Genomic DNA, 16,434 nt, shown 5'->3' with positions numbered 1-16,434 from the left:
GAGAGATGACCAACGCCATCACACGCACAGTCGCCGGCGCGATCGCCCTCAGCATGGGCCTTTCGCTGGCAGGTTGCGGCGGAATGCCGACCAACCGCACGCTTTATTCGGTCAAGCAGCCGGTAGTGAAGCGGACCAACTACACGCTCGATGTCGCGAGCGGCTACGACGGGCTTTCCATCCCCGAGCAGCAGCGCGTCTCTGGCTGGTTCGAGGCCATGGACCTGCGCTACGGCGATCGGGTTTCGATCGACGGCTCGCAAACCACTCCGGCGACGCGCAACGCGATTGCCGCGCTTGCCGGACGCCACGGCATCCTGCTGAGCGACGGGGCACCGGTCACCACCGGCGAGATTCCGATGGGCATGACCCGGATCGTGATCACGCGTTCGACCGCCAGCGTTCCGGGTTGCCCGGACTGGTCGGCGACAAGCGATGCGAACTACAACAACGCTACGTCGCGCGATTACGGTTGTGCGGTCAACAGCAACCTCGCCGCGATGGTCGCCAACCCGGAAGACCTGATCAAGGGCCAGGATCACATGGGCGACACCGTGGTCATGAGCTCGAACAAGGCGATCGAAACCTATCGCAACAAGGCCAACACCGGTGCCGGCGAACTCAAGTCCGCTGGTGCCACGGGTGGCAGCGGCGGCAGCTCAGGAGGAGGCCACTAAAATGAACGCACCATGGAAACCCGGCGCCGGTGGGCGCGACCCGTTTGCGGCCTTCCTGTGCGACGACAGCGCGCTCGACACGCTGCGTCCGGTGGTCATCGAAATGGGCTGGGCGCCCGAGAAGTGCGCCAAGGGCGGCCTGCGCAACGCAGTCCAGGCCCTGTCGGTCTCAGCCAGCCCGAACATCCTGATGGTCGACCTGTCGGAAAGCGGTGACCCGCTGAACGACATCAACGCCCTGGCCGAGGTTTGCGAACCCGGCACGGTGGTGATCGCGATCGGCCAGGTGAACGACGTGCGGCTCTATCGCGACCTGCTCGCGAGCGGGATCCACGACTACCTGCTTAAGCCGCTCTCGGCTGCCCAGCTGCGCGATGCGCTGAACCAGGCGCAGGCGGTGTTTTCGGCGCCCAAGTCGTCGGATGCGGATGTGGCCAAGCGCCACATCTCGACCGCGATCGTCGGTACCCGCGGCGGTGTCGGTGCCTCGACCCTGGCGACTTCGCTCGCCTGGATGTTCAGCGAGGATCACAAGATGCCGACTGCGCTGCTCGACCTCGACGTGCACTTCGGGACCGGCGCACTCGCGCTCGATCTCGAGCCTGGCCGCGGGCTGACCGATGCGATCGACAACCCGAGCCGTATCGACGGGCTGTTCATCGAACGCGCGATGATCCGGGCGAACGAGAACCTGGCGATCCTGTCGGCGGAAGCACCGATCAATGCGCCGCTGATGACCGACGGCAGCGCCTTCGTCCAGTTGGAAGAAGAGTTCCGTCACGCGTTCGAAATGACCGTGATCGACCTGCCGCGCAACATGCTGATCAATTTCCCGCACCTGCTGGGCGACGTCAACGTGGTGGTCCTGACTACCGAGCTGACACTGGCCAGCGCGCGCGACACGATCCGCATCCTCAGCTGGCTCAAGACCAATGCCGCGCACGCGCAGCCGGTCATCGTTGCCAACAAGGTGCAATCAGGTGTTGCCGAGATCAGCAAGGCCGATTTCGAGGCCTCGATCGAACGCAAGATCGACTTCATGGTCCCGTTCGACAGCAAGGCGGCGGCCAACGCCGCCAAGCTCGGCCAGACTTTCGCGGACGCAAATCGTTCGAGCAAGGCAAGTGGCATGATCCGCCAGCTGGCCGAGCGCGTGATGGGCGCCAGCGACGAATCTGCCGACGAAAATGATGCCGGCGGGAAGAAGTCTCTCCTGGCGAACTTCGACCTCAAGTCGCTGCTCGCCAAGAAGGGCAAGCCGGTCACGGAAGGTGCCGAGGCGTAATGGCCGGCGCGCGCCCTGCCGGGCGCGCGCTTGGTCCACGTCCCACGCGGATTAGGGGAAGGCAGGAAAGCCGATGAACATTCTCCAGCTCCTGCTGTTTGCCGGCGGCCTGATGGGCATGCTGGTTCTGGGCTACATGGTGCTGTCGGGCCCGTCCCCGGCAAAGGAAAGCACGCGCCGCCTGCAGGCTGTGCGCTATCGCCACTCGGAAAGTACCGACACCAAGGTCGAATCGCAGCTCAAGAAGGCGATCGCATCGCGCAAGCCGAAGATGCACAAGATTGCAGGCTCCGGCTCGCGGATCGAAGCGCTCGCAGTCCGGCTCGACCGGACCGGCAAGGGTTGGTCGCTGTCGCAGTATTTCTACGGATCGCTCGGCATCGCACTGGCGGTCACGGTAATCCTCTACCTGCGCACCGGCGCGGCGCTGCTGTCGCTGGCGGTGGGTGTATTTGCCGGCGCAGGCATCCCGCACATGGTGGTGAACTTTTTCATCAAGCGGCGGACCAATGGATTCAACGCCAAGTTCCCCGACGCGATCGAGCTGCTCGTGCGCGGCCTGCGTTCGGGCCTGCCCGTCACTGAGACGCTGGCAGTCGTCGCAACGGAAATTCCCGGCCCCGTGGGCGTGGAGTTCAAGGGCATCGTCGAGCGCATCAAGATCGGTCGGACGATGGAGGAATCGCTCCAGGAAACCGCCGACCGCCTCGGCATTGCCGAATTCAACTTCTTCTGCATCACCCTGGCGATCCAGCGCGAAACCGGCGGCAACCTGGCGGAAACGCTGTCGAACCTCGCCGACGTGCTGCGCAAGCGTTCGCAGATGAAGCTCAAGATCAAGGCGATGAGCTCGGAATCGAAAGCTTCGGCTTACATCGTCGGTGCGCTGCCGTTCATCGTGTTCATCATGATCTGGTGGATCAACCCGCACTACATCGGCGGCTTCTTCAGCGACGAACGTCTCATCGTGACCGGCATTGGCGGCCTGGTTTGGATGGGTATCGGCGTCTTCATCATGGCCAAGATGGTCAGCTTCGAGATCTGAGTAGAGAGCCATGATCAGCAACGGAACAGGCCCAACCCTCCTCGGCGTCGACGTGATCCTCGCCGGTACTATCCTCGCCGGAATCGCGGCGATGATGGTGATGCTCGCGGTCTATGCCGCGGTCACTGTGAAGGACCCGATGGCCAAGCGCGTCAAGGCGCTCAACGAACGCCGCGAAGAGCTCAAGGCGGGGATCGTGAAGTCGACCGCACGCAAGCGGCAGAGCTTGATCCGGAAGACCGACTCGACCGAGAAGGTCAAGGAAACGCTGGCGAACATGAAGGTTCTCCAGCAGAGCCAGATCGAGGCAATCCAGCAGAAGCTGGCCTGGGCGGGCTTCCGCAACAAGGAACTTGCGGTCTACGTGATCGGTGCCCGCATGGTCATCCCGATCGTGCTCGGCCTGGTCGTCTTCCTGGTGGTATATCTTGCCAACTATTTCCCCGAATGGGGCAGCATGAAGCGCCTGATGGCGCTGACCGCCGCAGTCGGCATCGGCTACAAGATGCCCGAAATCTACCTCAAGAACCTCGCCACCAAGCGCACCAACTTGATTCGCAAGGGCCTGCCCGACGCGCTCGACCTGCTGGTGATCTGCGCGGAGGCCGGTTTGACCGTGGACGCCGCGTTCAATCGCGTCGCCAAGGAACTGGGGCGCGCCTATCCCGAACTCGGCGATGAGTTCGCGCTCACCGCGATCGAGCTGTCGTTCCTCACCGAACGGCGCATGGCGTTCAACAACCTCGCCTACCGCGTGAACCTCGAATCGGTGAAGGGCGTGGTGACCACGATGATCCAGACCGAACGCTACGGTACGCCGCTCGCTTCAGCGCTTCGCGTGCTGTCGGCCGAGTTCCGCAACGAGCGCATGATGCGCGCGGAAGAAAAGGCTGCACGCCTGCCGGCGATCATGACCGTGCCGTTGATCCTGTTCATCCTGCCGGTGCTGTTCATCGTCATTCTCGGCCCGGCGGCCTGTTCGATCAGCGACGCATTCTCCGGCCCGGGCGGCATGAGCCACCCCAAGACGCCAGGTCACTAAGACGGGGGCGATCCGGCGGAGCCTTTCTAGGCTCCGCCGCGATCTTCCAGCATATCGGGATCGAGCGCGCCCGCGGCGGCCCTCACCCGTTCGAGCAACTTGCGGAAGGTTTCGCGTTCGGCCGGGGTGAAGCTGGCGAACAAACCCTCTTCCATCTCCAGCGCCAGCGGCATGATCCGGCCGTGCATATCCTTGCCCGCAGCCGTCAATTCGAGATGGTGCGAGCGACCGTCGGCTTCGTTGGCCCGGCGCGACGCCAGTCCGCGCTCCTCGAGATCCTTGCACGCGCGGTTGACCGCGACCTTGTCCATCAGTGTCGCTTCGGTGAGGTCGCGCTGGGTCAGCGCCCCGGCATCGCCGAGCACCGCCATCACCCGCCATTCCGCTATCCGCAGGCCAAACCGCGCGCGATAGGCCTCGGCAATGCGGCTGCTGACCGCGTTCGACGAAACCGAAAGCAGGTACGGCAGGAAATCCGCCAGGCGAGTTGTGTTGGTGTCGGTTTCTCCCATACCCTTCGTTTCTAAGGAAACCATCATGCTTGGCAAGCGCCTCTCAGCCGAGCACGCGACCGGCCACCGAATCGAGCATGGCCACCAGCCGCGGGTCTCGCTGCGGCGGCGGCGTGACGAGCGCATTATCGAGGGCGGTGTCGGCCGGGACCGTCTTGCGCGCCTTGGGAAGCGCCTTGGCCAGTCCGATTATCGCCTTGTGAGCTGTCGCGGTGGTGGTCTTGAGAGTCTTGAATATCTCTGCCGCATCGACCCCGGCAACATCGTCGCGCCAGGAATCATAGTCAGTCACCATCGCCAGCATGGCATATGGCAGCTCGGCTTCGCGAGCGAGCCGCGCTTCGGGCATCGCCGTCATGCCGATCACGTCGGCTCCCCATTCACGGTACATCCGGCTTTCCGCGCGGGTCGAGAATTGCGGGCCATTGACCGCGACATAGCATCCACCGCGATGGACCGTTGCCTTTGCCCCTTCTGCTGCGTCGGCCAGCAAGCCGGAAAGCCGCGCACAGACCGGATCGGCGAGCGCCACGTGTGCGACCATCCCGGTGCCGAAAAAGCTGCGCTCGCGCCCGGCGGTGCGATCAATGATCTGGTCGGCTGCCACGAAGTGACCCGGCGCCATTTCCTCTCGCAGCGAACCGATCGCGAAGATCGCCACCAGGTCGGTCACCCCGCAGCGCTTCATCACATCGATATTCGCGCGATAGTTCACCTCGTCGGCCGGGATGCGATGCCCTTCACCGTGCCGCGCGAGAAAGGTAAACCGGATACCGCCTATCCTGCCGGTGGTGACCGGCCCGGAAGGCTCCCCGAACGGCGACGCGACGGCGATCTCCTGCGCATCGTCGAGAGGCAGGCCGTCGTAGAGTCCGGTTCCGCCGATCACCCCGATATGCCAGGCTTCCTTGCGCTGCCCCTTCATACGAACCCCGGCTCGTCCCACCAGGGATAGAAGTCGGGCATGTCGCCGCTGACGGTGTCAGGATATGCGGGCGCGCGCTTTTCAAGGAAACTGGCGATCCCTTCGCGCGCATCGGCGCTGCGGCTGAGGCGATAGATCGCGCGGCTGTCGATCCGGTGCGCCATCATCGGATGCTCGAGCGCGGAGAGCCGCCAGAGCATCGCCCGGGTCATCGCGACCGACACCGCAGATGTGTTGTCTGCAATTTCACGCGCAATCCCGCGGGCCACGTCCATCAATTCAGCCTGGGGGTGAACCGACCGCACGAGACCCCGATCAAGTGCCTCCTGCGCATCAAAGACACGCCCTGTCATGCACCATTCCATCGCCGCCTGCATCCCGACGAGGCGCGGCAGGAACCAGCTCGAGCAGGCCTCGGGGGTGATCCCGCGCCGCGCGAACACGAAGCCGAATCGCGCGTTATCGCTCGCAAGGCGAATGTCGAACGGCAATTGCATAGTCGCCCCGACGCCGACCGCCACGCCGTTGCACGCACCGATCAGCGGCTTCTTCGAATTGAACATCCGCAGGGTCAGCAAGCCGCCACCATCGCGCACGCGCGGGTCCGAGAGATCCTCGACCGGATTGGGATCGGAGAACACATGCCCCCCGCCCTCCGGCGTCAGGTCTGCCCCGGCGCAGAACGCCTGGTCGCCATGCCCGGTGAAGATCACCGCACGTATGCTGTCGTCGGCGTCGGTCACATCGAGCGCAGCGATGATCTCGTCCATCATCGTGCGCGTGAACGCGTTCATCTTCTCGGGCCGATGCAGCGTGATCGTGGCGATCTTGTCGGCAATCTCGAGCTTGATCTGGGTGTAGTCGGTCACGCGTCTCTCTCCTCGGCGAATCCTAGCAGGTGGAACACATGGAACAGTGTCCTGGCACAAATGCAAAGCGCCCCGTTCCGTGCCTTTTGTCGGCAAACGGAACAGGGCGCCGGGAACGGGTCATGAGGGCAAGGTTACTCGCCCGCCGACAGGTAGGAAACCTGCATCAGCGCGGGGCCATCCTTATCGCACCGTCGAGCCGCACGTCCTCGCCGTTGAAATAACCGTTTTCGATCATGCACAGCGCGAGCTTGGCATATTCCTCTGCGTGGCCAAGGCGCTTGGGGAACGGCACGCTGGCAGCCAGAGCTTCCTTCACTTGCGGCGGGGCTGCGTTCATCAGCGGAGTGTTGAAGATGCCGGGCAGGATCGTGTTCACCCGGATGCCTTCGCCCATCAGGTCGCGCGCGATCGGCAGTGTCATGCCGATGACGCCGCCCTTCGAGGCCGAATAGGCGGCCTGGCCGATCTGCCCGTCTTCGCCCGCAACCGAAGCGGTGTTGACGATCGCGCCGCGATCGCCGTCTTCGCTCAGCGGGTCGAGCGTCATCATCCCTGCGGCCGACTTGGCGATGCATCGGAACGTGCCGACAAGGTTGATCTGGATGATCCAGTTGAACGCATCGAGCGGGAAATGGCTGATCTCACCGGTGTTGCGATCGCGCTTGGCGGTCTTGATGGCATTGCCGGTGCCTGCGCAGTTGACGAGGATGCGTTCTTGCCCGTGCGCTTCACGTGCCTTGGCAAAGGCGGCATCGACGCTCGCTTCGTCGGTCACGTTGCATTCGCAGAACACGCCGCCGATTTCCGCAGCAACCTTCTGGCCCTTCTCTTCCTGCAAATCGAAGATCGCGACTTTCGCGCCCTTGGCGGCGAGCGCCCGCGCGGTCGCTTCGCCCAGGCCCGATGCGCCGCCGGTCACGACTGCGGGGGTGTTGGCACCAACTTCCATGTAATATTCCTCTCTTTTCGAATGCTGAGAATCAGACGGCTTCGACGATCGTCACGTTAGCGACACCGCCGCCTTCGCACATCGTCTGCAGGCCATATTTCTTGCCGCGCGCGTGGAGCGCGTTGATCAGCGTGGTCATCAGCTTGGTCCCGCTCGCACCGAGCGGGTGGCCAAGCGCGATTGCACCGCCGTTGACGTTGAGCTTGTCCGGGTCGGCCCCGGTGTGCTTGAGCCACGCGAGCGGCACCGTCGCGAACGCCTCGTTCACTTCGTAAAGGTCGATGTCGTCGATCGAAAGGCCAGCGCGCTGCAGCGCCTTGTCGGTCGCGAACAGCGGCTCTTCGAGCATGATCACCGGATCGCCCGCGGTCACCGTCAGCGTGTGAATCCGCGCGCGCGGCGTGAGGCCATAATCCTTGAGCGCCTGTTCGGAGACGACCAGCGCCGCGCTCGAACCGTCGCAGATCTGGCTGGAACTGGCGGCGGTCAGCACCCCGCCTTCCTGCAGCAGCTTCACCCCCGCGATCCCTTCAAGCGAAGCATCGAACCGGATGCCTTCATCGATGGTGTGTTGCTGTTCGCCTTCGGGCGTCTCGATGGTGATCGGCACGATCTCGCGCTCGAACGCCCCGCCCTGCGTCGCAGCGATCGCCTTTTCGTGGCTCGACAGCGCAAACCGGTCGCAATCGTCTTTGGTAAAGCCATGTTTCTTGGCGATCATTTCCGCGCCCATGAACTGCGAGAACATGATCCCCGGGTATTTCTCTTCGAGACCAGGCGACTTGTAGTGGCCCATCCCCTCCTTCATGTGGAAGGTCGCGTTGGAGCCCATCGGCACCCGGGTCATGCTTTCGATGCCCGCTGCGATCACCGCGTCCTGCGTGCCGCTCATCACCGCCTGCGCAGCGAACTGGATCGCCTGCTGGCTCGACCCGCACTGGCGGTCGATCGTCACCGCCGGGGTCGACTGCGGCAGGACCTTGCTGGCGAGCACCGCGTTGCGCCCGACCTGCATCGCCTGCTGGCCCGCCTGGGTGACGCAGCCCATCACCACGTCGTCGATCTTCGCCGGGTCGATTCCGGTGCGCGTCACCAGCGCATCGAGCGATGCGGCGGCGAGGTCGACCGGGTGGACCCCGGCCAGCCGCCCTCCCCTGCGCCCTCCGGCGGAACGAACGGCATCGACGATGTAGGCGGTGGGCATAGATCGGTCCTCTCTTGAAACTGAACTCGTCATCGGGAGCGGTACTGGCGGGTTACGTAAACGTCAAGCTGCCGGAGCTACGCGGCATCCGGCCCGATGCCAGACTCACCCTCGACTCCGACGTTTGTCTAGCGGTCGGAAGATATCTACGACACTGCACAAATAGACGTTTCGCATGGCTGTCGGCTTGAGCGGATTGGAAGCGCCGCTAATTTTGGAAATGCCGAAATCGACAATCTTGAAAGATCATTTCAGCCTCGCTGAGAGTTGTGCTGAAATTGCCACACTGACCGATTCATCCCCTGCTTGGAGACCGTAATAGATTTGCAACGCAAGTGCCCATGGCTAAGCAGTCGCATCCGCCAACCTTGGGGGCCTTCGCGGTGTTCCAATACAGGTGGTCTGAAATCAGTCCGGCGATCGGTCGCCGGACGGGTAAAACAAGGGACTATAACTCAATGGCAACCAGCAATCTTCGCAAGCGGATCCTCGCGTCCGGTTCGGCGATGCAGGCCCTCGCGCTTCTCGGCGCCGGCCTCACCGCTTCGGCCGTCATGGTCGCACCGGCTCATGCGCAGGACTACACCTCGGCCGCTATCAGCGGCACGGTCACCGGCGAATCGGGCACCCCAGTCGCGGGCGCGACCGTCACGCTGACCAGCACCGACACCGGCACAGTCCGTACTGCAACCACATCGTCTACCGGTAGCTATCGCTTCGCCGGCCTGCAGCCCGGCAGCTACGATCTCGAAATCTCCGCGCAGGGCCTTTCGCCCTACCAGGCGCAGGGCATCAAGATCCTGGCCGGACAGACCGCGAACGTTCCGGTTGCACTGAACTCGTCGAGCAACGTGATCGTCGTTTCGGGCACCCGCGCTGTGCAGGCCTTCACCGGCACCACCACCGGCCTCAACGTCGACGTGTCGGACTTCATTAGCGACAAGCCGCTCGGCCGCAGCCTGCAATCGGTCATCCTGCTGGCGCCTGGCGTCGTGGCGGGTAACTCGTCCAACTCGACGTTCAACGGCCTGAGCTCGCTTGGTGGTTCTTCGGTGGCGGAAAACGCCTACTATGTGAACGGCCTCAACGTCACCAACTTCGACGACTACCTCGGCGGTGCGACGGTTCCGTTCTACTTCTACAAGAGCATCGACACCAAGACCGGTGGCTATCCGGCCGAATACGGTCGCGCGACCGGCGGTATCGTCAATGCTGTGACCAAGTCGGGTACCAACGAATTCACCGCTGCTGTCCACGTCGACTGGGCACCGAACTTCTTGACCAACCACGGCAAGAACCTCACCAACACAGCATATGTGGATCCGAACGATCCTTCGAAGGGGACCACTACGTATCGCCTGCGGAACCGAGCCTTCGATACCAGCGACTCCCTTGTGACGACGATCGAAGCCGGCGGCCCGATTATCAAGGATCGCCTGTTCTTCTACGGCCTGCTGCAGATGCAGAACAAGGAAAGCCTGGTGAACTACCCGGCGGCACAGGTAGCCTACAAGTACAAGAACACCGATCCGTTCTGGGGCGTCAAGCTCGATGCGTATCCGATCGACAGCCAGCACCTCGAACTGACGCTGTTCGACACGCGCAACACCCAGACTCGTTCGGATTTCTCGTTGACCGAGAACGCCGGCGTTCCGACTTACGGGTCGGCAACCGCAATTAATAACTTCCCGGGTGGCGGGTTGAACTACGTCGGCAAGTACACCGGCACGTTCACCGACTGGCTGACCGTTTCGGCGGCTTACGGTCGCGTGCGCGATCGGTTCGACGTCATTCCGGTGAGCGGTAACTTTGGAACCCCATACTTCTACAACGATTCGGGTTCGGCGCTCTACGGAGTTCCTTACGGTGGCAAGTTCACCAACCAGGCGCTGGTTGGCATCGATCAACCATACACGACCGAACGCAAGTTCTTCCGCGCTGACGTCGACCTGCGGTTCTCGCTGCTTGGCGAACATCACGTCCGGGGCGGCTTCGACCAGGAAATCAACACGCTCAACCACGTCACGGTGCTGACCGGCGGCGATGTTGAGTACGCCAACGGCTTCCTCAGCCAGGCCGCGCACGATGCCTTCTTGGGCGGTGCCGGATTCCGTATGTATGCACGAGCCCCCGATGCAAACGGCAACATCGTCGAGCTGAACTACTACAACACCGGTGGCTCGTTCAAAGCGAAGAACAAGGCGTTCTACCTCGAGGACGAATGGAAACCGACCGATCGTTTGACGATCAACCTCGGCGTGCGTCGTGACGATTTCCGCATCAACAAGCCGAGCGGCCTGCCGTTGGCTGACCTTCCGAAGAACTACGCTCCGCGTATCGGCTTCAGCTACGATGTTGGCGCCGACAGTTCGGGCACGTTCTACGGTTCGTATGGCTGGTACTACCTGCCGATCGCGAGCAACACCGCGTATCGCCAGGGCGCACCGTCGTACTACTTCCGTCAGCGCTACTACTTCAATGGCGTTGATTCGAACGGCCTTCCGATCCTGGTCGATCCGACCACTGGCAAGGCACCGGCTACGCTTGCGGATGCTCTTGTCACTAATGACGGCACCTACCAGTCGGCCTGTCCGCTGCCGCTCCTGCCGAGCGGTCCGACGACCAACTGTAACGTGACCGGTAACGGTGCGGATATCGATCTTTCGCAGGGCATCGCTGCCAACCTCAAGGCCACTCGCGAGAGCGAGATTATCCTCGGGTACAAGCAGCGGTTCGGCCTTTGGAAGCTCGGCATCAGCTACACCCACCGCAATCTCGACCGTACCGCCGAGGACTCGGCGATCGACGCGGGCGTGATCGCATGGTGTAATGCCAACGGCATCGTCGCCCACGCCAACGGCAGCGGCGCAGCGATCCCGTGCTCGGACATCTGGACTGGCTACAACCAGTACGTGATCAACAACCCGGGTAACGATATCGTCGTCAGCCTGCTGGCACCTGGCACCGATCTGAACTTCAAGCAGATCACGCTGAAGGCGGCAGACCTCGGTTACGGCAAGGCCAAGCGTACTTACGACGCGGTGACCCTCACTTTCGATAAGGAAAAGGGTGACTCGATCTGGACGTTTGGCGGCAGCTACACCTGGTCTAAGAGCCTTGGTAACTCGGAAGGCTTCGTGCAGTCGGACTTCGGCCAGACCGATGCCGGCATCACGCAGGACTTCGACCAACCGGGCTTCGTGGCTTACTCGTACGGCTATCTGCCGAACGATCGCCGCCACAAGATCAAGCTGTATGGCACGGTCGACTTGTCGAAGAACTTCACGATCGGTACAAATCTTCAGATCGTGTCGCCTGCTCACCTGAGCTGCTTCGGCTACAACCCGACCGATGTGTTCGCAAACGGTTACCGTCAGGCGTCGCACTACTGCAACCTTCAGCCGGCTCCGCGCGGTCAGGGCAACCAGAGCGACTGGTTCACGCAGCTTGACCTCTCGCTCCGTTACAAGACCGAGATTGCCGGTCGTGGTCTGACACTCCGTGCCGACGTGTTCAACGTGTTGAACTCGCAGGCTGTTCTTGGACGAAACCAGATTGGTGACCTTTCGGTCAACTCCTACAATTCTGCCGGCTTGCCGGTTTCGGTGAAGGCCAACCCGGCGTATGGTCAACCGATCCTTTACCAAACCCCGCGCTATGTGCGTCTGGGTGCGGACATCAGCTTCTGATCTCGGACACAGTCGGGCGGTCTTGCATCGCCCGGCACTCCGACCAGACAAGAAAAGGGCGGTCTTCGGACCGCCCTTTTTTGTTGCCGTTGGTTTCGGGTGAATGTTCGCGGTGATCGCCTCCGCGAACCGGAACCCCTATCGGTAGTAGGCGTCGCGAAACGGAGCCATCTGCGCCGCGTATCGACCGGCGCTGCCGACTGCCACGGTCGAAATTCCCGCGCGGACCTGCTGGACGCTTGCCGTACGCACCTGCCTGCGATTGGCATGGAATTTGTCGAGGCCAGCCTCGAATTCGAGACCAACGTGATCGAGGATTCGCGGGATCCACGCATCGGGATCGCGAACCAGTTCCTCGTAGGGGACAGGCAGGATCCGATCGGGAAACAGCGCCATCCAGTGCGCGAACAGGCGGTCTTCCTGCTGCATCATGTGCGCAATGTCGCCGAGCGACCAGCTCCATGGCATCGGGGTAGTGAAATAGGTGCGATAGGCAGACAGCGCGACATCTTCAGGCCTGCGGCGCAGCCAGGGCACTTTCGCTTGCGGCATCGCATGTAGCAGTAACCCCATGAAGGGCGATTGCAGCAGGGTCTTGTCCACCACCATGCCCTTGCCGGGAAAGCGTTGCCCCAGCATCCGGTGGTAGTCGGTGGCAATCTCGCCCCACGGGTCGGCGCCCGGCGCTCCGCTCTCATACCGCATCGCCCCGTCAAACGTCCGGTCGTAGGTCGGGATCAGCGCAGCCTTGAACAGATTGATCTCGGCCCCGTCGGATACATGCGAGTGTTCCACCAGAATCGATTCGACGAGGGTGGTTCCCGACCGGGGAAACCCGTGGACGAATATCGCGCGCTGGCTCTTGAACCGCGAGGCCTTGAGGCGGTTCAATTGGTCGAGCGTGAAATCGGCGACAACACGATCGGTGAACCTTTCCTGCGCGATGCGATCATATGGCTCCTGCGCCTGCCGGATCGAGGCTCCCTTTTCATAGTAGGCAAAGCCTCGATCGATCTCACCCATGTCGACCAGGGCCTTGCCCATCGCGTAGTGGAACCGCGCGCGCGAGAGCGGATCGGCCGCCTGGATCTGCCTTTCGATCGCAGCCATCGCCGGAAAATCGGGATCGCCGGGCTCGAAGCGCTTGATCATCGCGAGGGCGAACCAGCCTTCCGGAGAAGCCGGTGAAATCTCCAGAAGCTGGCGAAATATCGCTTCGGCTCGAGCGAGGTCACCGCTCTCGCTAGCGACCGTCCCGCGAAAATGGACCACCGCCGGATAACTTTGCGCCTGCGAAGGCAGTCGGTCGAGCAACGCCAGAGCGTCCGTCGAACGACCGACCTGTGCCAATGCCCCGCAATGCGTCAGCAAGCGGTTGAGCAGGAGCGGTTCGGTCATTGCGTGGCGGTGGGAAGCTTCAAGCCCGAGGTCGATCTCGCCGATCTGGCTGGCCAGGCGATAGACGCTTGCCCAGCGATCGCCGGTCTTGGCACCTTCGCGCAATTCGATCCGGATGAGCGAAGCCGCCCGCCGCCGGTCGCCCGCTTCGAGCGCCGCAATGGCATCGAGTATGCGCGATTTGGGGGCAGTCATCGGGCGGTCTTAGCAACCTCCCGATGACTGTCTACCGGTTGACCGATGCCGCCTGGACTCAGGCGACCCCCATCTTCAGCTCGCCGTCGCCTTCGTCGATCTGGACCGTGCTGCCGTCGGGAATCTCGCCCGCGAGGATCTTCTCGGCGAGCGGATCCTGCAGGTAGCGCTGCACCGCGCGCTTGAGCGGCCGCGCACCATAGACCGGATCGTACCCCACCCGGCCGAGCCATTTGCGCGCACCGTCGGTCAGGTCGAGCGTGATCTTGCGATCCTTGAGCAGCTTCTGCACCCGGCCGACCTGGATATCGACGATCGGGGCCATGTGTTCCTGCGCCAGCCGGTGAAACAGGATAATCTCGTCCAGCCGGTTGAGGAACTCGGGGCGGAAGTGCCCGCGCACAACGTCCATCACTTGCGGTTCGACATCCTCGACCGTCTGGCCGTCGGTCATGTTGGCGAGGAACTGGCTGCCGAGGTTGCTGGTAAGGATGATCAGTGTGTTCGAGAAGTCGACTACCCGGCCCTGCCCATCGGTCAGGCGCCCGTCGTCGAGCACCTGCAACAACACGTTGAACACGTCCGGGTGTGCCTTCTCGACCTCGTCGAACAGCACGACCTGGTACGGACGGCGACGGACTGCTTCCGTCAGCACCCCGCCCTCGTCGTAACCGACGTAGCCCGGAGGCGCGCCGATCAGCCGCGCGACCGCGTGCTTCTCCATGAATTCGCTCATGTCGATGCGTACCATCGCGCTGTCGTCGTCGAACAGGAACCCGGCGAGCGCCTTGGTCAGTTCGGTCTTGCCGACGCCGGTGGGCCCCAGGAACAGGAAGCTCCCCAGCGGCCGCCCCGGGTCCTGCAGGCCTGCCCGCGCGCGGCGGACCGCCTTGGAAACGGCCTGCACGGCCTGCTCCTGCCCGATCACCCGGGTGCCGATGACGGCTTCCATGTTGAGCAGCTTTTCGCGCTCGCCTTCCATCATCTTGTCGACCGGCACCCCGGTCCAACGGCTGACGACCGAAGCGATATCGTCCTCAGTGACCTCTTCGCGCAGCAACGCGTTCTCGCTCGCGCCTTGCGCGGCGGCGAGCGCCTTTTCGAGCTCGGGAATACGGCCGTATTGCAGCTCGCCCGCCTTGCCGAGATCACCCTCGCGCTGGGCCTGCTCGAGTTCGATCCGCGCCTGGTCGAGCTCTTCCTTGACCTTGCCTTCGGCGGCGATCTTGTCGCGCTCGTTCTGCCAGCGGGTGGTGAGCTCGCTCGATTGCTGTTCGAGGTTCGCCAGCTCTTCGCGCAGCGCGGCGAGCCGATCCTTCGAGGCCTGGTCGCTCTCCTTGCCGAGCGCCTGCTCCTCGATCTTGAGCTGAATGATCCGGCGATCGAGGTTCTCGATCTCCTCGGGCTTGCTCTCCACTTCCATGCGGATGCGACTGGCGGCCTCGTCCATCAGGTCGATCGCCTTGTCGGGCAGGAACCGGTCGGTGATGTAGCGGTTGGAAAGCGTCGCAGCCGCGACGATCGCACCGTCGGTAATCCGCACGCCGTGGTGCAGCTCGTAGCGGTCCTTCAGGCCGCGAAGGATCGAGATCGTGTCTTCCACGGTCGGCTCGCCGACGAACACCGGCTGGAACCGGCGTTGGAGCGCGGCGTCCTTCTCGACGTACTTCTGGTATTCGTCGAGCGTAGTGGCACCGATACAGTGCAGCTCACCGCGCGCGAGCGCGGGCTTCAGCAGGTTGCCGGCATCCATGCTGCCTTCGCTCGCGCCGGCACCTATCAGGGTGTGCATCTCGTCGATGAACAGGATGATTTCACCGCCTGCGCCCTTCACTTCGTCGAGCACCGCCTTGAGGCGTTCCTCGAATTCGCCGCGATACTTCGCGCCTGCGATCAGCGCGCCCATGTCGAGCGCCATCAACTTACGATCCTTGAGGCTGTCGGGCACATCGCCGTTGGCGATACGCAGCGCGAGACCTTCGGCGATGGCGGTCTTGCCGACGCCGGGTTCGCCGATGAGGACGGGGTTGTTCTTGGTGCGGCGCGCAAGGATCTGCACGGTGCGGCGAATTTCCTCGTCACGACCGATCACGGGATCGAGCTTGCCCGAACGCGCCGCCTCGGTGAGGTCGCGCGCGTACTTGCTCATCGCGTCGTAGGCGTCTTCCGCGCCCGCCGAGTGCGCCTGGCGTCCGCCGCGCAATTCGGTGATTGCCTCTTCGAGCGCCTGCGGAGTGACGTTCGCTGCCTTCAGCGCCTTGCCGGCATTGCTGGTCGTCGCCAGCGTCAGTGCGAGCAGCAGCCGCTCGACGGTAACGTAGCTGTCGCCGCTCTTGGTCGCGGCCTGTTCGGCCTGGTCGAGCACGCGCACCGCATCGTTATCGAGACCCGGGGTCGCTTGCGCCCCCGAACCCGAGACCGCCGGGATCTTGCCCAGCGCTTCATCGACTTGCTGCACCGCAATCGCCGGATTGCCGCCTGCACGGGTGATCAGGCCAGCCGCCATACCTTCGCTGTCTTCCAGCAAGGCCTTGAGCAAGTGATCGGGGGTGATCCGCTGGTGGTTCATGCGGATCGCAACGGTTTGCGCGCTCTGGATGAAGCCCTTGGCGCGGTCAGTGAATTTTTCGAGATTCATGAG

Annotated in this window: 12 protein-coding genes; 5 read left to right on the top strand and 7 right to left on the bottom strand. The window is 63.1% G+C overall.

Annotated features, from left to right (window positions below; translation table 11 throughout):
- Positions 1-5 precede the first annotated feature (5 nt).
- From CJO11_RS11355 to CJO11_RS11340, 4 genes are all read left to right on the top strand, one after another.
- On the top strand, positions 6-677 hold the full coding sequence (locus CJO11_RS11355; RefSeq protein ID WP_095012813.1) for a CpaD family pilus assembly protein: 672 nt from the start codon (positions 6-8) through the stop codon (positions 675-677).
- Between the two features lies 1 nt (position 678).
- Positions 679-1,962 carry a pilus assembly protein CpaE gene (locus CJO11_RS11350; protein ID WP_095012812.1) on the top strand — a complete coding sequence of 428 codons (1,284 nt, stop codon included), beginning with the start codon at positions 679-681 and terminating at the stop codon, positions 1,960-1,962.
- A gap of 73 nt (positions 1,963-2,035) precedes the next feature.
- On the top strand, positions 2,036-3,007 hold the full coding sequence (locus CJO11_RS11345; protein ID WP_095012811.1) for a type II secretion system F family protein: 972 nt from the start codon (positions 2,036-2,038) through the stop codon (positions 3,005-3,007).
- Positions 3,008-3,017: 10 nt separating this feature from the next.
- Complete coding sequence (locus CJO11_RS11340; protein WP_095012810.1) at positions 3,018-4,049, top strand: type II secretion system F family protein; 1,032 nt, start codon at positions 3,018-3,020, stop codon at positions 4,047-4,049.
- Between the two features lie 26 nt (positions 4,050-4,075).
- Here CJO11_RS11340 and CJO11_RS11335 read toward each other — a convergent pair whose 3' ends face one another.
- The 5 genes from CJO11_RS11335 to CJO11_RS11315 form a co-directional block, all read right to left on the bottom strand.
- Positions 4,076-4,561 carry a MarR family winged helix-turn-helix transcriptional regulator gene (locus tag CJO11_RS11335; RefSeq protein WP_095012809.1) on the bottom strand — a complete coding sequence of 162 codons (486 nt, stop codon included), beginning with the start codon at positions 4,559-4,561 and terminating at the stop codon, positions 4,076-4,078.
- Positions 4,562-4,604: 43 nt separating this feature from the next.
- Positions 4,605-5,486 (bottom strand): S-methyl-5'-thioadenosine phosphorylase, encoded by an 882-nt coding sequence (gene mtnP, locus CJO11_RS11330; RefSeq protein ID WP_095012808.1) that lies wholly within the window; start codon positions 5,484-5,486, stop codon positions 4,605-4,607.
- Entirely contained in the window at positions 5,483-6,355 is an 873-nt protein-coding gene (locus CJO11_RS11325) for a crotonase/enoyl-CoA hydratase family protein (protein ID WP_095012807.1), read from the bottom strand. The genes mtnP and CJO11_RS11325 overlap by 4 nt, the downstream gene beginning before the upstream one ends.
- Positions 6,356-6,521: 166 nt before the next feature.
- On the bottom strand, positions 6,522-7,307 hold the full coding sequence (locus tag CJO11_RS11320) for an SDR family NAD(P)-dependent oxidoreductase (protein ID WP_095012806.1): 786 nt from the start codon (positions 7,305-7,307) through the stop codon (positions 6,522-6,524).
- A gap of 31 nt (positions 7,308-7,338) precedes the next feature.
- Positions 7,339-8,511, bottom strand: coding sequence for an acetyl-CoA C-acetyltransferase (locus CJO11_RS11315; RefSeq protein ID WP_095012805.1), 1,173 nt, complete (start codon positions 8,509-8,511; stop codon positions 7,339-7,341).
- Positions 8,512-8,969: 458 nt separating this feature from the next.
- Between CJO11_RS11315 and CJO11_RS11310 the strand changes: the two genes are divergently transcribed.
- The gene (locus CJO11_RS11310; RefSeq protein ID WP_169829189.1) at positions 8,970-12,200 is read left to right on the top strand and encodes a TonB-dependent receptor; all 3,231 of its coding nucleotides are present in this window, start codon (positions 8,970-8,972) and stop codon (positions 12,198-12,200) included.
- Positions 12,201-12,338: 138 nt separating this feature from the next.
- Here the strand turns inward: CJO11_RS11310 and CJO11_RS11305 are convergent, their stop codons facing one another.
- Together CJO11_RS11305 and clpB are read right to left on the bottom strand one after the other, a co-directional pair.
- A complete protein-coding gene (locus CJO11_RS11305; protein ID WP_095012803.1) occupies positions 12,339-13,793 on the bottom strand; it encodes a tetratricopeptide repeat-containing sulfotransferase family protein in 1,455 nt (484 codons plus the stop codon).
- Positions 13,794-13,851: 58 nt separating this feature from the next.
- Positions 13,852-16,431, bottom strand: a complete 2,580-nt coding sequence (clpB, locus tag CJO11_RS11300; protein ID WP_095012802.1) for an ATP-dependent chaperone ClpB — start codon at positions 16,429-16,431, stop codon at positions 13,852-13,854.
- Positions 16,432-16,434 lie beyond the last annotated feature (3 nt).

It is taken from the genome of Tsuneonella mangrovi (assembly GCF_002269345.1).
Classification (GTDB): domain Bacteria; phylum Pseudomonadota; class Alphaproteobacteria; order Sphingomonadales; family Sphingomonadaceae; genus Tsuneonella; species Tsuneonella mangrovi.
Note: the sequence above shows the minus strand (reverse complement) of the source record. Positions and strands in the feature narration are given on the sequence as shown.